17 protein-coding genes and 1 tRNA gene are annotated in these 16,327 nt (G+C 73.1%); 10 read left to right on the forward strand and 8 right to left on the reverse strand.

The window, feature by feature from the left end; translation table 11 throughout:
- Positions 1–46 precede the first annotated feature (46 nt).
- Complete coding sequence (locus N0B34_RS04860) at positions 47–553, forward strand: metallophosphoesterase family protein (RefSeq protein ID WP_263730176.1); 507 nt, start codon at positions 47–49, stop codon at positions 551–553.
- Between the two features lie 27 nt (positions 554–580).
- Here the strand turns inward: N0B34_RS04860 and N0B34_RS04865 are convergent, their stop codons facing one another.
- Both N0B34_RS04865 and N0B34_RS04870 read right to left on the reverse strand, forming a co-directional pair.
- Positions 581–727 (reverse strand): hypothetical protein, encoded by a 147-nt coding sequence (locus N0B34_RS04865; protein WP_263730177.1) that lies wholly within the window; start codon positions 725–727, stop codon positions 581–583.
- 99 nt (positions 728–826) lie between these two features.
- Entirely contained in the window at positions 827–3,091 is a 2,265-nt protein-coding gene (locus tag N0B34_RS04870; protein ID WP_263730178.1) for a putative bifunctional diguanylate cyclase/phosphodiesterase, read from the reverse strand.
- Between the two features lie 202 nt (positions 3,092–3,293).
- Here N0B34_RS04870 and N0B34_RS04875 point away from each other — a divergent pair, with 202 nt between their 5' ends.
- Complete coding sequence (locus N0B34_RS04875) at positions 3,294–4,052, forward strand: SDR family oxidoreductase (RefSeq protein WP_263730179.1); 759 nt, start codon at positions 3,294–3,296, stop codon at positions 4,050–4,052.
- 13 nt (positions 4,053–4,065) lie between these two features.
- Here the strand turns inward: N0B34_RS04875 and N0B34_RS04880 are convergent, their stop codons facing one another.
- On the reverse strand, positions 4,066–5,064 hold the full coding sequence (locus tag N0B34_RS04880) for an asparaginase (RefSeq protein ID WP_263730180.1): 999 nt from the start codon (positions 5,062–5,064) through the stop codon (positions 4,066–4,068).
- Positions 5,065–5,089: 25 nt separating this feature from the next.
- A complete protein-coding gene (locus N0B34_RS04885; RefSeq protein WP_263730182.1) occupies positions 5,090–5,920 on the reverse strand; it encodes a helix-turn-helix transcriptional regulator in 831 nt (276 codons plus the stop codon).
- A gap of 90 nt (positions 5,921–6,010) precedes the next feature.
- On the opposite strand from N0B34_RS04885, the gene N0B34_RS04890 reads away from it, so the two are divergent.
- Positions 6,011–6,694: an SDR family NAD(P)-dependent oxidoreductase gene (locus N0B34_RS04890; protein ID WP_263730183.1), complete on the forward strand. Its 684-nt coding sequence runs from the start codon at positions 6,011–6,013 to the stop codon at positions 6,692–6,694.
- Between the two features lie 34 nt (positions 6,695–6,728).
- Here N0B34_RS04890 and N0B34_RS04895 read toward each other — a convergent pair whose 3' ends face one another.
- Positions 6,729–7,340, reverse strand: a complete 612-nt coding sequence (locus N0B34_RS04895; protein ID WP_263730184.1) for a DsbA family protein — start codon at positions 7,338–7,340, stop codon at positions 6,729–6,731.
- Between the two features lie 89 nt (positions 7,341–7,429).
- Complete coding sequence (locus N0B34_RS04900; RefSeq protein ID WP_263730185.1) at positions 7,430–8,686, reverse strand: amidohydrolase; 1,257 nt, start codon at positions 8,684–8,686, stop codon at positions 7,430–7,432.
- A gap of 160 nt (positions 8,687–8,846) precedes the next feature.
- Between N0B34_RS04900 and N0B34_RS04905 the strand changes: the two genes are divergently transcribed.
- On the forward strand, positions 8,847–9,437 hold the full coding sequence (locus N0B34_RS04905; protein ID WP_263730186.1) for a TetR/AcrR family transcriptional regulator: 591 nt from the start codon (positions 8,847–8,849) through the stop codon (positions 9,435–9,437).
- Positions 9,438–9,447: 10 nt separating this feature from the next.
- Positions 9,448–10,353: an SDR family oxidoreductase gene (locus N0B34_RS04910; protein WP_263730187.1), complete on the forward strand. Its 906-nt coding sequence runs from the start codon at positions 9,448–9,450 to the stop codon at positions 10,351–10,353.
- Between the two features lie 18 nt (positions 10,354–10,371).
- Here the strand turns inward: N0B34_RS04910 and N0B34_RS04915 are convergent.
- Positions 10,372–10,445, reverse strand: a tRNA-Gly gene (locus N0B34_RS04915).
- A gap of 45 nt (positions 10,446–10,490) precedes the next feature.
- Positions 10,491–11,195: a hypothetical protein gene (locus tag N0B34_RS04920; RefSeq protein ID WP_263730188.1), complete on the reverse strand. Its 705-nt coding sequence runs from the start codon at positions 11,193–11,195 to the stop codon at positions 10,491–10,493.
- Positions 11,196–11,456: 261 nt separating this feature from the next.
- Between N0B34_RS04920 and tig the strand changes: the two genes are divergently transcribed.
- From tig to N0B34_RS04945, 5 genes are all read left to right on the forward strand, one after another.
- On the forward strand, positions 11,457–12,863 hold the full coding sequence (gene tig / locus N0B34_RS04925) for a trigger factor (RefSeq protein ID WP_263730189.1): 1,407 nt from the start codon (positions 11,457–11,459) through the stop codon (positions 12,861–12,863).
- A gap of 265 nt (positions 12,864–13,128) precedes the next feature.
- On the forward strand, positions 13,129–13,746 hold the full coding sequence (locus N0B34_RS04930) for an ATP-dependent Clp protease proteolytic subunit (RefSeq protein ID WP_263730190.1): 618 nt from the start codon (positions 13,129–13,131) through the stop codon (positions 13,744–13,746).
- Between the two features lie 28 nt (positions 13,747–13,774).
- On the forward strand, positions 13,775–14,476 hold the full coding sequence (locus N0B34_RS04935) for an ATP-dependent Clp protease proteolytic subunit (RefSeq protein ID WP_263730191.1): 702 nt from the start codon (positions 13,775–13,777) through the stop codon (positions 14,474–14,476).
- 229 nt (positions 14,477–14,705) lie between these two features.
- A complete protein-coding gene (gene clpX, locus N0B34_RS04940) occupies positions 14,706–15,986 on the forward strand; it encodes an ATP-dependent Clp protease ATP-binding subunit ClpX (protein WP_263730192.1) in 1,281 nt (426 codons plus the stop codon).
- A complete protein-coding gene (locus N0B34_RS04945) occupies positions 15,983–16,300 on the forward strand; it encodes a chorismate mutase (protein ID WP_263730193.1) in 318 nt (105 codons plus the stop codon). Before clpX ends, N0B34_RS04945 begins: the two co-directional genes overlap by 4 nt.
- Positions 16,301–16,327 lie beyond the last annotated feature (27 nt).

Consider the following 16,327-nt stretch of genomic DNA (forward strand, 5'->3'; position numbering starts at 1 on the left):
GGGCGGCACCCGTGCGGCCGGTCGCGGACGGCGGCAGGATCGGGCGATGCGACTGGTGCTGCTCGCCGACACCCATGTGCCGGTGCGGGCGCGCGACCTGCCGCCCGTCGTGTGGGCGGCGGTCGACGCGGCGGACGTGGTGGTGCACGCCGGGGACTGGATCTCCGAGCAGCTGTACGCCGCGGTCGCCTCGCGGGCCGCGCAGCTGGTCGGCTGCGCCGGCAACAACGACTCGGCGGCGCTGACCAGGCTGCTGCCCACCGTCGCGACCGTCGAGCTGGACGGCGTCCGTCTCGGCGTGGTGCACCAGACCGGCCCGGCCACCGGCCGCGAGGCGCGCTGCGACCGGGACCACCCCGGCCTGGACGTGCTCGTCTTCGGCCACAGCCACATCCCGTGGGACTCGTGCACACCCACCGGGATGCGGCTGCTCAACCCCGGTTCGCCGACGGACCGGCGGCGTCAGCCGTTCGCGACGTTCATGACGGCGCAGACGCGTGACGGTGCGCTGCAGGACGTGGAGCTGCACCGGGTCGACCCGGCCTGGCGCTGAGCCGGTCGCCTGCCCGGGGACGACGTGTCAGCCCGCGTCGGACCGCCCGCCGTCCTCGGAGTCCTCCGCGGACGTCTTGCCGGGGTCGAGCTCGTTCTCGTCAGGTCCGGTGCCCTCGACGACGGGCGGCTGCGGCCGGTCGTCATCCTGCGGCTGGCTGGTCGAGCTGCTCATCGTCCGCCTCCTGTCCCGGACCACCGCGCGGCAGCCCTCGGTGATCCTCGCTCACCGGCGGACGCACCGCCCGGCGGGGCGGCTCGGGGTGACCCGCTGCTACGGCGTCGGGCGGCCCGGCGAGGGCACGCCGAAGCTGCGCCCGGCCGGTGGCCCGGACGATGCGGTCGCGCGCCCGCCGGTGTGCAGGCCGTGGCTGCGCAGGTAGTCCTCCACGGCGCGGGCCGGCTGCGCCCGGGCGAACAGGAAGCCCTGCACGTAGGGGATGTCGAGCTGCTGGAGCGCCACCAGCTGCCCGGCCCGCTCGACACCCTCGGCGACGAGCACCAGCCCCAGGGAGCGCGCGAGCGCGGTGACCGCCGCCAGCAGCGGTGAGGGGTGGGTGTCGACGGAGTTGATCAGGCTGCTGTCGAGCTTGAGCACCGAGACGGGGAACCGCTCGAGGTAGTTCAGGGCGGAGTAGCCGGTGCCGAAGTCGTCGATCGCCAGCTCCACGCCCGCCGCCGTCAGCTCGTTGAGTGCGGCGGTCAGCTCGGCACCGCCGGGCACCGCGGTCTGCTCGGTGATCTCGATGGTCAGCTGGCTGGGGAGCAGACCGGCGTTCGTGACGTGGTCGAGGACGTGCGTGACCAGGTCGGAGCGGCTGAGCGAGGCCGCCGTCATGTTGACGGCGACCCGGATGGACCGGAACGCGGGGTCGGTGTCGCACCAGGTGGCCAGCTGACGCAGCGCCGTGGCGAGGACCAGCTCGTCGAGGTCCGCGGAGAGGCCCACGTGCTCGGCGGTGGGCAGGAACTGACCGGGCAGCAGCGGGCCTCGGCTCGGGTGCCGCCACCGCACCAGCGCCTCGACGGACCGCAGGCCGGCGCCGTTGACCGCCACCACCGGCTGGTAGGCGACCCACAGCCCGCCGGACTCCGGGTGGCGCAGCGCGTGGTCCAGCTGACCGGCGAGCTCGCGCTGCCCGAGCACCTGGTCGCGCAGCTCCCGGCTGTAGACCCGGTACGTCGCTCGGCCCGCGTCCTTGGCGGCGTACATCGCGATGTCCGCGTCGACCTGCAGCCGTTCGAGGGTCTGGACGTCGGGGGAGATGACCACGCCGACGCTCGCGGAGACGCGCAGCGGCAGGCCCTCCAGCACGAAGGGCTCGGCGAACACCGAGAGGATCTGGCCGCCGATGCGGTCCGCCTGCGTCGTCGCGTCGGTGTCGGTGCCGACGGCCAGGACGCCGAACTCGTCGCCGCCGAACCGGGCGACGAGCAGCCCGGCGGGAAGGGCAGCGGTCAGCCGGTCGGCCACCTGGACCAGCAGGGCGTCGCCCACCGTGTGCCCGTAGGTGTCGTTGATCGCCTTGAAGTCGTCCAGGTCGAGCAGCGCGAGCAGCGCCGTCACGCCGTGCGGCAGGTGTGCCGACCGCGCCAGCTCGTTGCGGAACCGCCGGAGGTTGGCCAGGCCGGTCAGGGCGTCGTGCAGGCTGGCGCGCTCGCTGCGGGCGAGCAGGTCGATCGCGCGGGACATCGCGAGCAGGAAGAGCACGAGCCCTGCGGCCGCAGCGAGCCAGAGGTCCAGGTGCAGCGTGCCCAGCACCGCCCCCAGGCACAGCGCCGGCACGACGGCCCCCGCGGGCAGCAGGAGCAGGAGGCCGGGAACACGCGAGGGCGCGACGCCCGCCGAGGGCAGGCCCACCTTGGTCATCGACGGGTGCGCCGCCGCGACGCCCAGCGCCAGGTAGGAGATGTAGGAGAAGCCGTCCCACCGGGAGCCGGGGTGGTACTGACCCCCGATGGTGGCCAGCCCGACGACGGTGTCGGACGCGACCGCGCAGCACAGGGCCCCCACCAGCACCGTGAGCGACGTGCTGCGGCGTGGACGGTGGTCGCGCAGGCGCAGCAGGAGGGCGAACAGCCCGAGGTCGAGGGTCGGCAGCGCCGCCGCGGACGTCACCGCCGCCGTCGTGGCTCCGGCGTCGACGTACGGCTGGACCAGGAACTGGTAGCCGACGGTGGCGAGCGACACCAGACCGATCGCGCTCTCCAGCCAGGCGAACCGGTCCCGCTCAGCCGGCACGGGAGGGGTGAAGGCGAGGATCGCCACGCCCACGGCCAGCGAGCCGACGTCGAAGGCCAGGGACACGGCCGACGTGATGGCCTGCTCGTGCACCTGCACCGCGGAGCCGATCGCGGCCGAGACGAGCGCGAACGCCAGCAGCAGCCACGCCCGTGGCCGTGCCGGACCGCGCAGGCCCACGGACAGGATGACGGTCACCGCCGCGGCCAGCGGAGCGACGACCAGCAGCCACAGCCGCACGTGGGCACCGGTCACGGCGAAGGCGGCCACCCCGACGAGCGACAGGAGGACGGTCATCAGGAAGGGAGACGGGGTTCGATGCATCGCCGTCATCCAGGCCTCGCGCTCTCTGCCCACTCCGTCGCCCGGCGAGCGCCGCATCGCGCGCGGGTGGCACCCCCCCTATCGGCCTGCGCCTGCGCACCGGAAGAACTCCATCGGGTGGTGCGGCTCACGGAGGGCCGATTCACCCGGTGACCGCCCGCCTAGCATCGGCCGGGTGACGGACGTGCAGAGGCTGGCGGTGGCCGGTGCCACGGGCCTGATCGGCGCACAGGTGGTGGAGCTGGCGCGGACCGGCGGCCACGAGGTGGTGCCGCTGAGCCGCGCGACCGGCGTCGACCTCATGGTCCCGGGATCGGTGGGCGACCGCCTCGAGGGCGTGGACGCGGTGATCGACACGACCCGCTCGCCCGTCATGGACCAAACCGGGGCCGTCGACTTCTTCACCCGGGCAGCGGCGAACCTCGGAGCCGCAGCGCACGCCGCCGGTGTGCGGCGCACGGTCGTGCTGTCCATCGTCGGCGTGGACCGCAGCCAGGACTACCCCTGGTACGTCGCCACGCTCGCGCACGAGCGCGCGACCCGCGAGCACGCGCCCGGGCCCCGGGTGCTCCGAGCCACCCAGTTCCACGAGTTCCCCGGCCAGGTGCTCGACCGGGGCCGGCACGGCGACACCGCCCAGGTGATGCGGATGCCGACCCAGCCGGTGGAGTCGCGGGAGGTGGCGCGGCTTCTCGTCGAGCTGGCGACCGACCGGACGGAGGGCGACGTCGACGTGGCCGGTCCCCGGCGGGAGGACCTCGTGGACCTGGTCCGGCAGCTGGTCGAGCTGCGCGGCGAGCGGGTGCGGATCGAGCCGGTGCCGGCATCGCCCAGCATGACGGCCGGCTCCGTGCTGCCGGGCCCGGGCGCCCTGGTCAGGGGCGTCGACTGGCAGACCTGGGCGCGGGCGGCAGCTGCGTCAGGGCGGCTCTGAGCGTCAGGTGCCCTCAGCCGGCAGCCAGCAGCCCCGGCACCGACTCCGCGACGCGGAGCGTCCCGACCGGCACCCCACCGCCGAGCACGGGCGGCACCGGCACTGTGCGCAGCGCGGCCTGGTCGACCCCGACGCTCTCCAGCACGGCGAGCACCACCGGCAGCCGCGCCCGGTCGGCCCCGTCCTCGATCTTGATCGCGACGCCCGTCCCGTCGGGCAGCGCCAGCGCCTGCACGCCCTCGGCGCCGTCCTTCGCGACCAACCCCGGGACCGCGCGCATCAGTCGGGTCACGTCCCGGTCCTCGCCGCCCACCAGCTCGGGGAACCGGCGCATCGCCGCCAGCACCCGGCCCTCGACCGTGCCCTCGGCCGCCGTCGCGAGCCGCGCGTACGCCGTCGCGAGACCGCGCAGGCTGAACGCGAACAGGGGCGCGCCGCAGCCGTCGACGGAGACGGTCGCCGGCTGCTCGCCGGTCAGCTCGGTCATGGTCCGCTCGATCGCCCGCTGGAGCGGGTGCTCGAGGGACAGGTAGTCGTCGACCGACCAGCCGTTGACCACGCACGTCGCCACCATCGCGGCGTGCTTGCCGGAGCAGTCCTGGCACACCGGCACCGGTCCGTGGCCGGTGCGCAGCCACTCCTCGCGCTCCGGTTCGCCGAGAGGCAGCGCAGCGACGTTGCGCAGCGCCGTCTCGTCGTGCCCGTGCAGCGCGAGGATCCGCCGCACCCCGTCCCGGTGGACCGCCGCGCCCGAGTGGCTCGACGCGCCGAGCGCGAGCAGGTCCTCGGGGAGCTCGAGGCCGCTGCGGAGCATCGCGGCGAGCTGCAGGGGCTTCAGCGTCGACCTCGGGAAGACGGGCGCGTCGACGGGACCGGCGCCGAGCAGGACGCGGCCCTGGTCGTCGGCGCTGCAGAGCGAGCCGTGGTGCACGCTCTCGACGAGCTCGCCCCGGGTGCACTCCACCAGGACGACGGGTCCGGCCACGGTCGTGCCGGTCGAGTCGTGCTCCATCGTCGTCCGTCCTGTCGGGGTGGGGTCAGCGGGGCTGGGTGCCGATCGTCGAGAGCAGCGCCAGCGCGCCCGCCGCCTCGCTGCCCGGCTCCGCGGTGTACATCACGATGCGCAGGTCACCGGCTCCGGGCACGGTCAGCACGTCGCAGTCCACCACGACCTCGCCCACAGACGGGTGCACCACCGTCTTGCGCTCCGAGGCGTGCCGTTCCACCACCCCGGCGTCCCACAGCTGCGCGAACCGCTCGCTGCGTGCCCGCAGGCCGCTGACCAGGGCGTCCACCGACGGGTCGGTGGGGTGGTCGGCCGCAGCGGCGCGCAGGTCGGCGACGAGCGCGGTCTCGAAGCGGTCGAGGTCGGCGGCCGACCCGTGGCGCACGGCGCTGATCCCGAGCACGAAGTGGCGCCAGAGTAGGTTGCGCTCCGTCTCGTCGCGGAGCGGGCCGAGCAGCGCCATCCACGCGTCGTTCGCCAGCAGCATCGTCCAGGTCGCGTCCCACACGCTCACCGGCGTGCCCGAGAGCCGGTCGACCAGGCGACGGACCCCGGACGTGACGTGCCGGGACACCGTGCCGGCGCCCGGTGGGCGCAGCCCGGCGGACAGGAAGAGGTGGTCACGCTCCGCCGTGCCGAGCCCCAGAGCCCGCGCGAGTGCCTCGAGCACCCGAGCGGACGGCGCGGTGGCCCGGCCCTGCTCCAGCTGCGTGACGTAGTCGACGGAGACGCCGGCGAGCAGGGCGAGCTCGTCGCGGCGCAGGCCCGGGGTCCGCCGGCGGAACCCCGGCGGCAGGCCGACGTCCTGCGGCGCCACACGTTCCCGCCACGTGCGCAGGACGGTTCCCAGGTCGGACGGCATGGACCCAGTCTCGCTCCGCCGGCAGGCCGCTCCGCACCCTGGTACCGCGGGTACCTGCCGACCCACGGGGGACCGGCACAGGCTGCTCGCATGACCACGACCTTGATCACAGGTGGCAACAAGGGCCTCGGCCGTGAGACCGCCCGACAGCTCCTCGCCCTCGGGCACGACGTGTGGATCGGCGCCCGGGACGCCGAGCGCGGCCGGCGAGCTGCCGACGAGCTGGGCGCCCGGCTCGTGCAGCTCGACGTGACCGACGACGCCTCCGTCGCCGCCGCGGCGGCCACCGTCGGGGAGCTCGACGTGCTGGTGAACAACGCCGGGGTCTCCGGCGGGCTCGCGGCACCGGCCGACGTGACGGCGGACGTGATGCGCACGGTGTTCGACACCAACGTCTTCGGCGTCGTGCGCGTGACGCGGGCCTTCCTGCCGGCGCTGCAGCGGTCCACCGACGCGACGGTGGTCAACGTGAGCAGCGGGCTGGGGTCGATGACGCTGGCCACCGACCCGGCGTCGATCGCGAGCCGGTACCAGCTCCTCGCCTACAGCTCGGCGAAGGCGGCCGTGAACATGGTGACGGTGCAGTACGCGAAGGCGTTCCCGCAGCTGCGCGTCAATTCCGTCGACCCCGGGTTCACCGCCACCGACTTCAACGGCCACCGCGGGGTGCAGACCGTGGAGGAGGGCGCTCGCGCCATCGTGCGGGCGGCGCTGCTCGGCCGGGACGGACCGACGGGCACGTTCTTCGACCACGACGGCACGGTGCCGTGGTGATGGGGCGACGGACGGGCCCGACGGCGGGCGCCCGTCAGAGCTGCGGTCCGGCCGTCCGGGTGCGCTTCAGCTCGTAGAAGCCCGGCACGCGCGTCATCAGCACCAGGCCGTCGAACAGGTCGAGCGCCGCCTGGCCGGTCGGCGCGGGCGTCACCACCGGCCCGAAGTACCCCACGCCGTCGATGGCTATCACCGGCGTGCCGACGTCGTCCCCGACCAGGTCGATCGCCCGCTGGTGGGAGGCGCGCAGCAGGTCGTCCACCTCGGTGGTGGCCCCCACCGCCGCCAGGGACGCGGGCAGACGGACCTCCGCGAGCGACTCGGCGATGATCGCGTCGGTGTCCGTGCGGCCCTGCGGGTGCCGGCGGGTGCCCAGTGCCGTGTACAGCGGCGCCAGCACCTCGTCCCCGTGGTCCCGCGCGGCCGCGATCGCGACGCGCACGGCCGCCCACGAGTCGTCCATCAGCCGTCGGTAGTCCTCCGGCAGGTCCCGGCCCTCGTTCAGCACGGACAGGCTCATCACGTGCCAACGCAGGTCGACGTCGCGGTGCCGGCTCACCTCGGTCACCCACCGCGAGGTCATCCAGGCCCACGGGCAGGCGGGGTCGAACCAGAAGTCGACGACAGGGCGGGGCGACGGGGTCACGGGGCTCCTTCGCGGGGTGGACGGCAGCAGGAGGCAGACGGTCTCCATCATCAGGCCGCCCGGCCCGCGACGCCTCGCGCCCGGTGCCGTCAGCTCCCCGGTGCGAGGTAGGCGAGGGCGGCGACCACCTGGGTCTGCACCATGGTCGCCAAGGTGGGGTCGATGACGGGGGCGAAGAGAGGGGAGTGGTTGGCGGGGATGTCCTGCGCGACCCGGCCGGCCGCGACGGCGGCGCGGTACTCGGCCGCGTCGTGCCCGCCGACGGTCCAGTAGGCGTACGGGATGCCGAACGCGTCGGGGATGCGGGAGAAGTCCTCCGACGCGGTGACGGGTTCCTGGTGGTGCACCCGGTCGGCGCCGAAGTGGGCGACGAACGCGCGTGTCACCTGGTCGTTCGCACCCGGGTCGTTGGAGGTCAGCGGGAACTGGTCGTAGTACTCGATGTCCGGCTCGCGGGGGCTGCCGGACGCCTCGCACTCCGCGCGGACCATCCGCTCGATCGAGGCGACCACCCGCGCGCGCAGGGCCGCGTCGTACGTCCGCAGGTTCAGCAGCAGCGTCGCCCGGTCGGGGATGATGTTCGACTTCGTGCCGGCGTTCAGGGCGCCGACGGTCACCACGGCGAACGCCCCCGGCGGGGTCTCGCGGGACACGATCGTCTGCAGCCGCAGCACGATGCTGGCCGCCAGCACCACCGGGTCGACCGCGTTGTGGGGCATGGAGCCGTGCGCGCCCTTGCCGTAGACCGTGACCTTCACCGAGTCCCCGGCGGACAGCACCGGACCCGGGGTGGTGCCGATGGTTCCGGCCTCGAACGGCAGCACGTGCTGGCCCACGGCGACGTCCGGTCGCGGGATCTTCGCCGTCAGGCCGTCGTCCAGCATCGCCTGCGCGCCGGCGCCGACCTCCTCGCCGGGCTGGAGCAGCACCACGTACGTCCCCGACCAGGCCGTGCGTCGACCCGCCATGAGCGCGGCAGCCCCCAGCAGCGCCGCGGCGTGCATGTCGTGCCCGCAGGCGTGCATCACCGGCACGGGTCCCGACTCGTCCTGGACCGTCTCGGTCGACGCGTAGTCCAACCTCGTCGCCTCGCGCACAGGCAGCGCGTCGGTGTCCGCCCGGGCCAGCACCACGGGTCCGGGCCCGTTGGCCAGCACGCCGACCACTCCCGTCCCGCCGATCCGCTGCACCGCGTAGCCGAGGCCACTCAGCCGCTGCTCGAGCAGCTCGGCCGTCCGGTGCTCGCGCATGCTCAGCTCGGGATGTCGGTGCAGGTCCCGGTACAGCTCGCGCAGGCCGTCGAGCTGGTCCTTCAGGCCGACCAGCACCTCGTCCACCGCCGCCATCTCGCACCTCCGCGCCCGACAGCACCCTGCTCATGGTGCATCCGGCCGTGCGCGCCGGCCACTGACTCGTCGACCGGACGAGACGGCTCCAGGTGCTTGTCGGGCATAAGTCCCCGGGTGCAGACTTTATAAGTCTCCAAACGAGGACTTAGGAGGACCGATGGCACGGACCGGCAGGCGTCCCGGACCGACGAGCACGCGGGAGCAGATCGTCGCCGCGGCGGCCGAGTGCTTCGCGGCCCACGGGTTCGACGCGACGAGCATGCGCGGCGTCGCGGCCGCCGCCGGGGTCGACTCCGCCCTGGTCCGCCGCTTCTTCGGCAACAAGGAGCAGCTGTTCACCGAGGTGGCGACCGCTCTGATCGTGCCCGAGCGGGCCGTCGCGGCGGTCGCGGCAGGCGCACCGGAGGCCGCCGGAGAGCGGCTGGTCAGGTACTTCCTGTCCCTGCTCGGCGACGTGTCGCAGCCGGGGCCGTTCTTCGGGCTCATCCGGTCCGCCGTCGACAGCGAGCACGCCGCGGCGCTGCTGCGCCGGCTGCTCGCCGACCGCGTGCTCGGTGAGCTCGCCGCGTCGTTCCGCTCGGAGCACGCCGAGCTCGGTGCGGCGCTGGCCGCCAGCCAGCTCGTCGGCCTGGCCGTCGCCCGTTACGCGGTCCGCCTCGACGCACTGACGGCGGCGGGCGTCGACGACCTGGTCCGATGGGTCGCCCCGGTCGTCCAGTCCTACCTCACGGGCACCCGCATCTCCTGAAGGGGGAGACATGACCACCTGTGCGCACTCCCACGTGCTGGTCACCGGAGCCTCGTCCGGCATCGGTCGCGCCGCGGCGCAACGCCTGGCGAGGAGCGGCTACCACGTGTTCGCCGGCGTCCGGAAGCCGGCGGACGGAGCGGCTCTCGCCGAGGCGGCCGGCGCTGACGTGACCCCCGTGATCCTGGACGTCACCGACCCGCAGCAGGTCGCGTCGGCCGTCGAGCTCATCACCGCCCACGTGGGCGACGCCGGCCTCGCCGGCCTGGTGAACAACGCCGGGATCGGGGTGTTCGGGCCGCTGGAGCTGATCCCGCTCGAGCAGTTCCGCCGCCAGCTCGACGTCAACGTCACCGGCCAGCTCGCCGTCACCCAGGCTGCCCTCCCGCTGCTGCGGCGCGCTCGAGGCCGGATCGTCATGATCGGCTCGATCGGCGCCCGCTTCACGCCCCCGTTCGTCGGCCCGCTGGCCGCCACCAAGAGCGCCCTGGCCACGATGAGCGCCGCGCTGCGGCAGGAGCTCGCGCCGTGGGACATCCACGTGACGGTGGTGGAGCCGGGCAGCATCCGCAGCGAGGCGGTGGACAAGCTCGAGAGCGACGCCCAGCGGATGCTGGACGAGGCGACCCCCGAGGGCCGCGCGCTGTACCGGGACGCTTTCGGCCACCTGGTGGACTTCTTCGCCGACCTGCACGAGAAGGGGAGCCCACCCGAGGTCGTGGCGGCGACGGTCGAGCGCGCGCTGCGCGCCTCCCGTCCCCGGTCCTCCTACCTGTCCGGCAAGAACGCGCGCCGCATGGCGGCGATCGCGCGGCTGCTGCCGGTGCCCGCTCAGGACGCGCTGCGCCGCAGGATCGCCCGGCAACCGGCCCGGGGCGCACTGGCCGTCGGGACGGCTGCCGGATCGCGTCTGTGACGGGCGGACGAGAGTGGGTGGAGCGGACGACGGGAATCGAACCCGCGTAGCCAGTTTGGAAGACTGGGGCTCTACCATTGAGCTACGTCCGCACAGGTCCGCCAGGGCGGACCGCGGCCCTCAGGGTACCGGGCGGATCAGGCCTTCCGACGCACCACCCGAGCCGCCTGCGCGGCGGCGATCCCGCCGATGCCCCCGCGTCCCGCCCGCAGCCGCGTGAACGCCGACGCGTCCGGTCCGCCGGGCACCCGCCGCGGCAGCGAGTCGACGGCGACCAGCCAGCCCGGCCAGCCGAGCAGCCGTGCCGCGGCCTGCAGCCGCTCCGACTCGTTCTCGCTCTCGCCGAGCCGCTCGGCCAGCAGCTCCTGCAGCTCGTCGGCGGCCTGCGCCCGGTCCGCCGCGCGCGCGAGGGCCGAAGCCCCGTGCGCCCCGACCGGGCCGTCGGAGATGCCCACCGGGTTGCCGAACGGGTCCAGCTCGAGCGGCGCGTCCTCCGCACCGACGCTCGGGTCGCTGACGTAGTCGACGAGCTGCGCGCCTCCCCGGCCCGCCCACAGCCGCAGCAGCTCGTCCTTGACCACGACGACGGAGGCCACCACGGCATCGGTGCGGTCGCTGATCGCCTCCGCGAGCTCGGGAAGCCGCCGTCGGTGCGAGGCGACGTGGCCCAGCGGCGACTCGGGCACGGCGACCGTCCACCCGTCCTCGGTCGGCGCGACCCAGCCGGAGAACCGCTCTGCAGTGAGGACCTCCAGCAGCTCGTCGTGCGCCAGCCGGGTCACCAGCACGGCGTAGGTCAGCCCGTTGGGGCCGCCCACCTCGGTCTCGCCGTAGAAGCTCATCGGCGCCAGTCTGCCGGACCTCGGCGGTCCGCAGCCCCGGACGCACCCGACCCGTGCGACGGCCCCTGAGTCCGCGGGCCCTGCCGCCGGACGGCAGCGCCGAGCGCCAGGGGCGGATTGGGGCGCGAGGATGCCGTGACGTACGATCGAGGGTCGCCAGCGCGAGGTCGACGCCGCCCTGCTCGTCCCGGGCGGTACGCGCGACGCACGCGCCCCCGCCGGAGCACCGGCGCCCGCCGAACCAGTTGGAGAGCACCCGAAGTGAAGAGCGCCGTCGAGACCCTGGAGCCCACGAAGGTCAAGCTGACCGTCGAGGTGACGTACGACGAGCTCAAGCCGAGCATCGAGCACGCGTACCAGCACATCGCCGAGCAGGTCACCGTGCCGGGCTTCCGCAAGGGCAAGGTGCCGCCGCGCATCATCGACCAGCGCGTGGGACGGCCCGCCGTCATCGAGCACGCGGTCAACGAGGGGCTCGGGGAGTTCTACGCGGAGGCCGTGCGCGACAACAAGCTGCGCCCGCTCGGCCAGCCGAACGTCGAGGTCACCCAGGTGCCGGGCCTCACCAGCACCAAGCCCGGCGAGGAGGGTGAGCTGCACTTCACCGCCGAGGTGGAGGTCCGCCCCGAGATCGCGGTGCCGGCGCTCGACGGCGTCACGGTCGCCGTGGACGACATCGAGGTGACGGACGAGGACGTGCAGGCGCGTCTCGACGGCCTGCGCGAGCGCTTCGGCACCCTCGTGGGCGTCGACCGCCCCGCCGCGGACGGCGACTTCGTCCAGATCGACCTCGTCGCCACGATCGACGGCGAGGAGGTCGACAAGGTCAGCGGCGTCAGCTACCAGATCGGCTCCGGCAACATGCTCGAGGGTCTGGACGAGGCGCTCACCGACCTGTCGGCGGGGGAGACCACCACGTTCGAGAGCGCCCTGGTCGGCGGCGAGCACGCCGGTCAGACGGCCCAGGTGACGGTCACGGCGTCCACCGTCAAGGAGCGCCAGCTGCCCGAGGCGGACGACGACTTCGCCCAGCTCGCCAGCGAGTTCGACACGCTGGACGAGCTGCTGGTGGACCTGCGCGAGCAGGTCGGCCGCATCAAGACCCAGAACCGTGCCGTCCAGGCCCGCGACCGGCTGCTCGAGCAGCTGATCGGCGAGCTCGACATCCCGGTCCCGGCCGGTGTGGTCGAGGCCGAGGTCGTCCGCCACCTCGAGTCCGAGGGCCGCCTCGAGGACGACGTGCACCGCGCCGAGGTGACCGAGCAGGCCACCACCGCGCTGCGCAACCAGATCCTGCTCGACACCCTCGCCGAGGACCTGCAGGTCAAGGTCAGCCAGCCCGAGCTGGTCGACTACCTGATCAACGCCTCGCGCCAGTACGGCATGGACCCGAACACCTTCATCCAGACGATCGACCAGCAGGGGCAGATCCCGTCGATGGTGGCCGAGGTCGCCCGCTCCAAGGCGCTGGCCGTCGCGCTGCGCCGCGTGACCGTCACCGACCCGGCCGGCGCCACCGTCGACCTGTCCGAGTTCATCGGCACGGACGAGGAGGAGGCGGCGGAGGCGCCGACCACCGAGTCCGACGAGGCCGCCGAGACCACGGAGCAGGCCTCCCCGGTCGCCACGGACGCCGCGACCGACATCTCGGCGATCATCCGCGACTGAGCTCGCAACCGTCACGACGGGCCCGGGCCGGCATCATGCCGGCCCGGGCCCGTCGCACGTCCGGCCGCACCGGCCGGGCTGCCGCTGGCCCTCGGAGCCGAGGAGGGCGCCCCGTGCGCCGTCAGCGAAACGGCCCCCGCGCCGGACATGGCCCCACCTGGCAGGGCGTTAGGGTCGCTGCAGCGTCGCCGTCCAGCACGGTCCCTCGCGGGACCCGGACCGGGCGGCACGGTGATCCACCAGCACTCGACGAGGGAGCCCATCCGTGAACGAGCAGGTGCCGGCGATCGCCCGGGCCGATTCCCCGGGGTTCGGTCTCAACGACTCCATCTACAACCGACTGCTGCGCGAGCGCATCATCTGGCTCGGCTCGGAGGTGCGCGACGAGAACGCGAACGCCATCTGCGCCCAGATGATGCTGCTGGCGGCAGAGGACCCCGACAAGGACATCTGGCTGTACATCAACTCGCCGGGCGGGTCCATCACGGCCGGCATGGCGATCTACGACACGATGCAGTACGTCCAGCCGGACGTCGCGACCATCGGCATCGGCATGGCGGCCTCGATGGGGCAGTTCCTGCTCTCCTCGGGTGCCAAGGGCAAGCGCTACGCCACGCCCCACGCCCGCGTGATGATGCACCAGCCGTCCGGCGGCATCGCCGGCACCGCGACCGACGTGCGGATCAACGCCCAGCTGATCCTGCACATGAAGACCGTGCTGGCCGAGCTGACCGCCCAGCAGACGGGCAAGACGATCGAGCAGATCAACTCCGACGCCGACCGCGACCGCTGGTTCACGGCGCAGGAGGCGCTCGAGTACGGCTTCATCGACCACGTCGTCGAGACGGCCCACGCGGTCACCGGCCGCGGCGGCACGGCCTGACGTCCGACGACCTGAAGAGGAGACCTTGATGAGCATCGAGTCCCAGTTCGTCGCCGCCGCCGGCCGCCTGGCCGGCCCCGGTGGCCTCGCACCCGCCTCGCCGTCCGGCCGGTACGTGCTGCCCCAGTTCGAGGAGCGCACCGCGTACGGGTTCAAGCGGCAGGACCCCTACACCAAGCTGTTCGAGGACCGGATCATCTTCCTGGGCGTCCAGGTGGACGACGCGTCCGCGGACGACGTGATGGCCCAGCTGCTCGTCCTGGAGAGCACCGACCCGGACGGCCTGATCACCATCTACATCAACTCGCCCGGCGGCTCGTTCACCGCGCTGACCGCGATCTACGACACGATGCAGTACATCAAGCCGCAGATCCAGACGGTGTGCCTCGGGCAGGCCGCCTCCGCCGCGGCCGTGCTGCTCGCGGCGGGCTCGCCCGGCAAGCGGCTCGCGCTGCCGAACGCCCGCGTGCTGATCCACCAGCCGGCGATCGAGGGCGGCGGCTACGCCCAGGCCTCGGACATCGAGATCCAGGCGAACGAGCTGATCCGCATCCGGGAGTGGCTGGAGCAGGCGCTCGCGCACCACACCGGCCAGCCGCTGGAGCAGGTGCGCCAGGACATCGAGCGCGACAAGATCCTGACCGCTCAGCAGGCGGCGGAGTACGGGCTGGTGGACCAGGTGCTCGCCAGCCGCAAGGGCGTGGTGCCCACGACGGTCCAGCCGTCCTGAGCGACGCAGCGGCCGGTCGGCCGGCGCGGAGCACCACCGCAGGACCTGCGTCCTAGGTGCCTCCCGCGGCCGGCCGACCGGCCGGACAGGACACGCCGGGCGTTCCGGGGGGTACGGCTGACACGGCGCCTGCCGTGGTGTCCAATGGGAAGACGCGCACCGCCGCCGGAGCCGTGCTGCGGGACGATGCACGGGACGCACCGCAGGTGCACTGGAGGAAGGGGATTCTGTGGCTCGGATCGGGGACGGGGCCGACCTCCTCAAGTGCTCCTTCTGCGGAAAGTCGCAGAAGCAGGTCAAGAAGCTGATCGCCGGACCGGGCGTCTACATCTGCGACGAGTGCATCGACCTCTGCAACGAGATCATCGAGGAGGAGCTGGCGGAGAGCACCGAGGCGGGCATGGTCGAGCTGCCCAAGCCGAAGGAGATCTTCGAGTTCCTCGAGCAGTACGTGATAGGCCAGGACGCCGCGAAGCGGTCGCTGGCCGTTGCCGTCTACAACCACTACAAGCGCATCCAGGCCGGCGAGACCGGCCGCGTCGGCCTGGCCGAGGACCACGTCGAGATCGCCAAGTCGAACATCCTGCTGATCGGCCCCACCGGCTGCGGCAAGACGTACCTGGCGCAGACGCTCGCCAAGATGCTCAACGTGCCGTTCGCCATCGCGGACGCCACGGCGCTCACCGAGGCCGGGTACGTCGGCGAGGACGTGGAGAACATCCTCCTCAAGCTGATCCAGGCCGCCGACTACGACGTCAAGAAGGCCGAGACCGGCATCATCTACATCGACGAGGTCGACAAGATCGCCCGCAAGAGCGAGAACCCGTCGATCACGCGCGACGTGTCCGGCGAGGGCGTGCAGCAGGCGCTGCTGAAGATCCTCGAGGGCACCACGGCGTCGGTGCCGCCGCAGGGTGGTCGCAAGCACCCGCACCAGGAGTTCATCCAGATCGACACCACCAACGTGCTGTTCATCGTGGCGGGTGCCTTCGCCGGTCTGGACGAGATCATCACGTCACGCGCCGGCCGTCGGGGCATCGGCTTCGGTGCTCCGCTGCACACCGCCGACGACATCGACGTGTACGGCGAGGTCATGCCGGAGGACCTGCTCAAGTTCGGCCTGATCCCCGAGTTCATCGGCCGCGTGCCGGTGATCACCACGGTGTCGCCCCTCGACCGCGAGGCCCTCGTGCGGATCCTCACCGAACCGCGCAACGCCCTGGTCAAGCAGTACCAGCGCATGTTCCAGATCGACGGCGTCGAGCTCGAGTTCGACGACGACGCCGTGGCGGCGATCGCCGACCAGGCGCTCCTGCGGGGCACCGGGGCTCGCGGGCTGCGCGCGATCATGGAAGAGGTGCTGCAGCAGGTGATGTTCGAGGTCCCGAGCCGTGACGACGTGGCACGCGTGGTGATCAGCCGTGACGTCGTCCTGGCGAACGTGTACCCCACGCTCGTTCCGCGCGAGGCTCCCCGCGACAAGCGCCCACCGCGCGAGAAGAGCGCGTGAGCGACAGCCGCCCGGCCGGCTCCGTGGTGCCGGCCGAGCTCGCCCGGCTCCGGCACAGCATCGACAACATCGACGCGGCGCTGATCCACATCCTGGCGGAGCGTTTCAAGGCGACCCAGCGCGTCGGCGTGCTGAAGGCCGAGCTCGGGCTGCCGGCGTCCGACCCCGGCCGTGAGGCCGTCCAGGTCGCCAGGCTGCGCGAGCTGGCTCGCGAGGCGGACCTGGACCCGGTGTTCGCGGAGAAGTTCCTCGCGTTCATCGTCGAGGAGGTCATCCGCCACCACGAGGCGATCGCCTCCGCCCGTCAGCGCTGAGCGCGTCGCGTCGGCGCGCTGCAGGGG

The sequence above is a fragment of the Cellulomonas sp. SG140 genome (assembly GCF_025770785.1).
GTDB lineage: Bacteria > Actinomycetota > Actinomycetes > Actinomycetales > Cellulomonadaceae > Cellulomonas.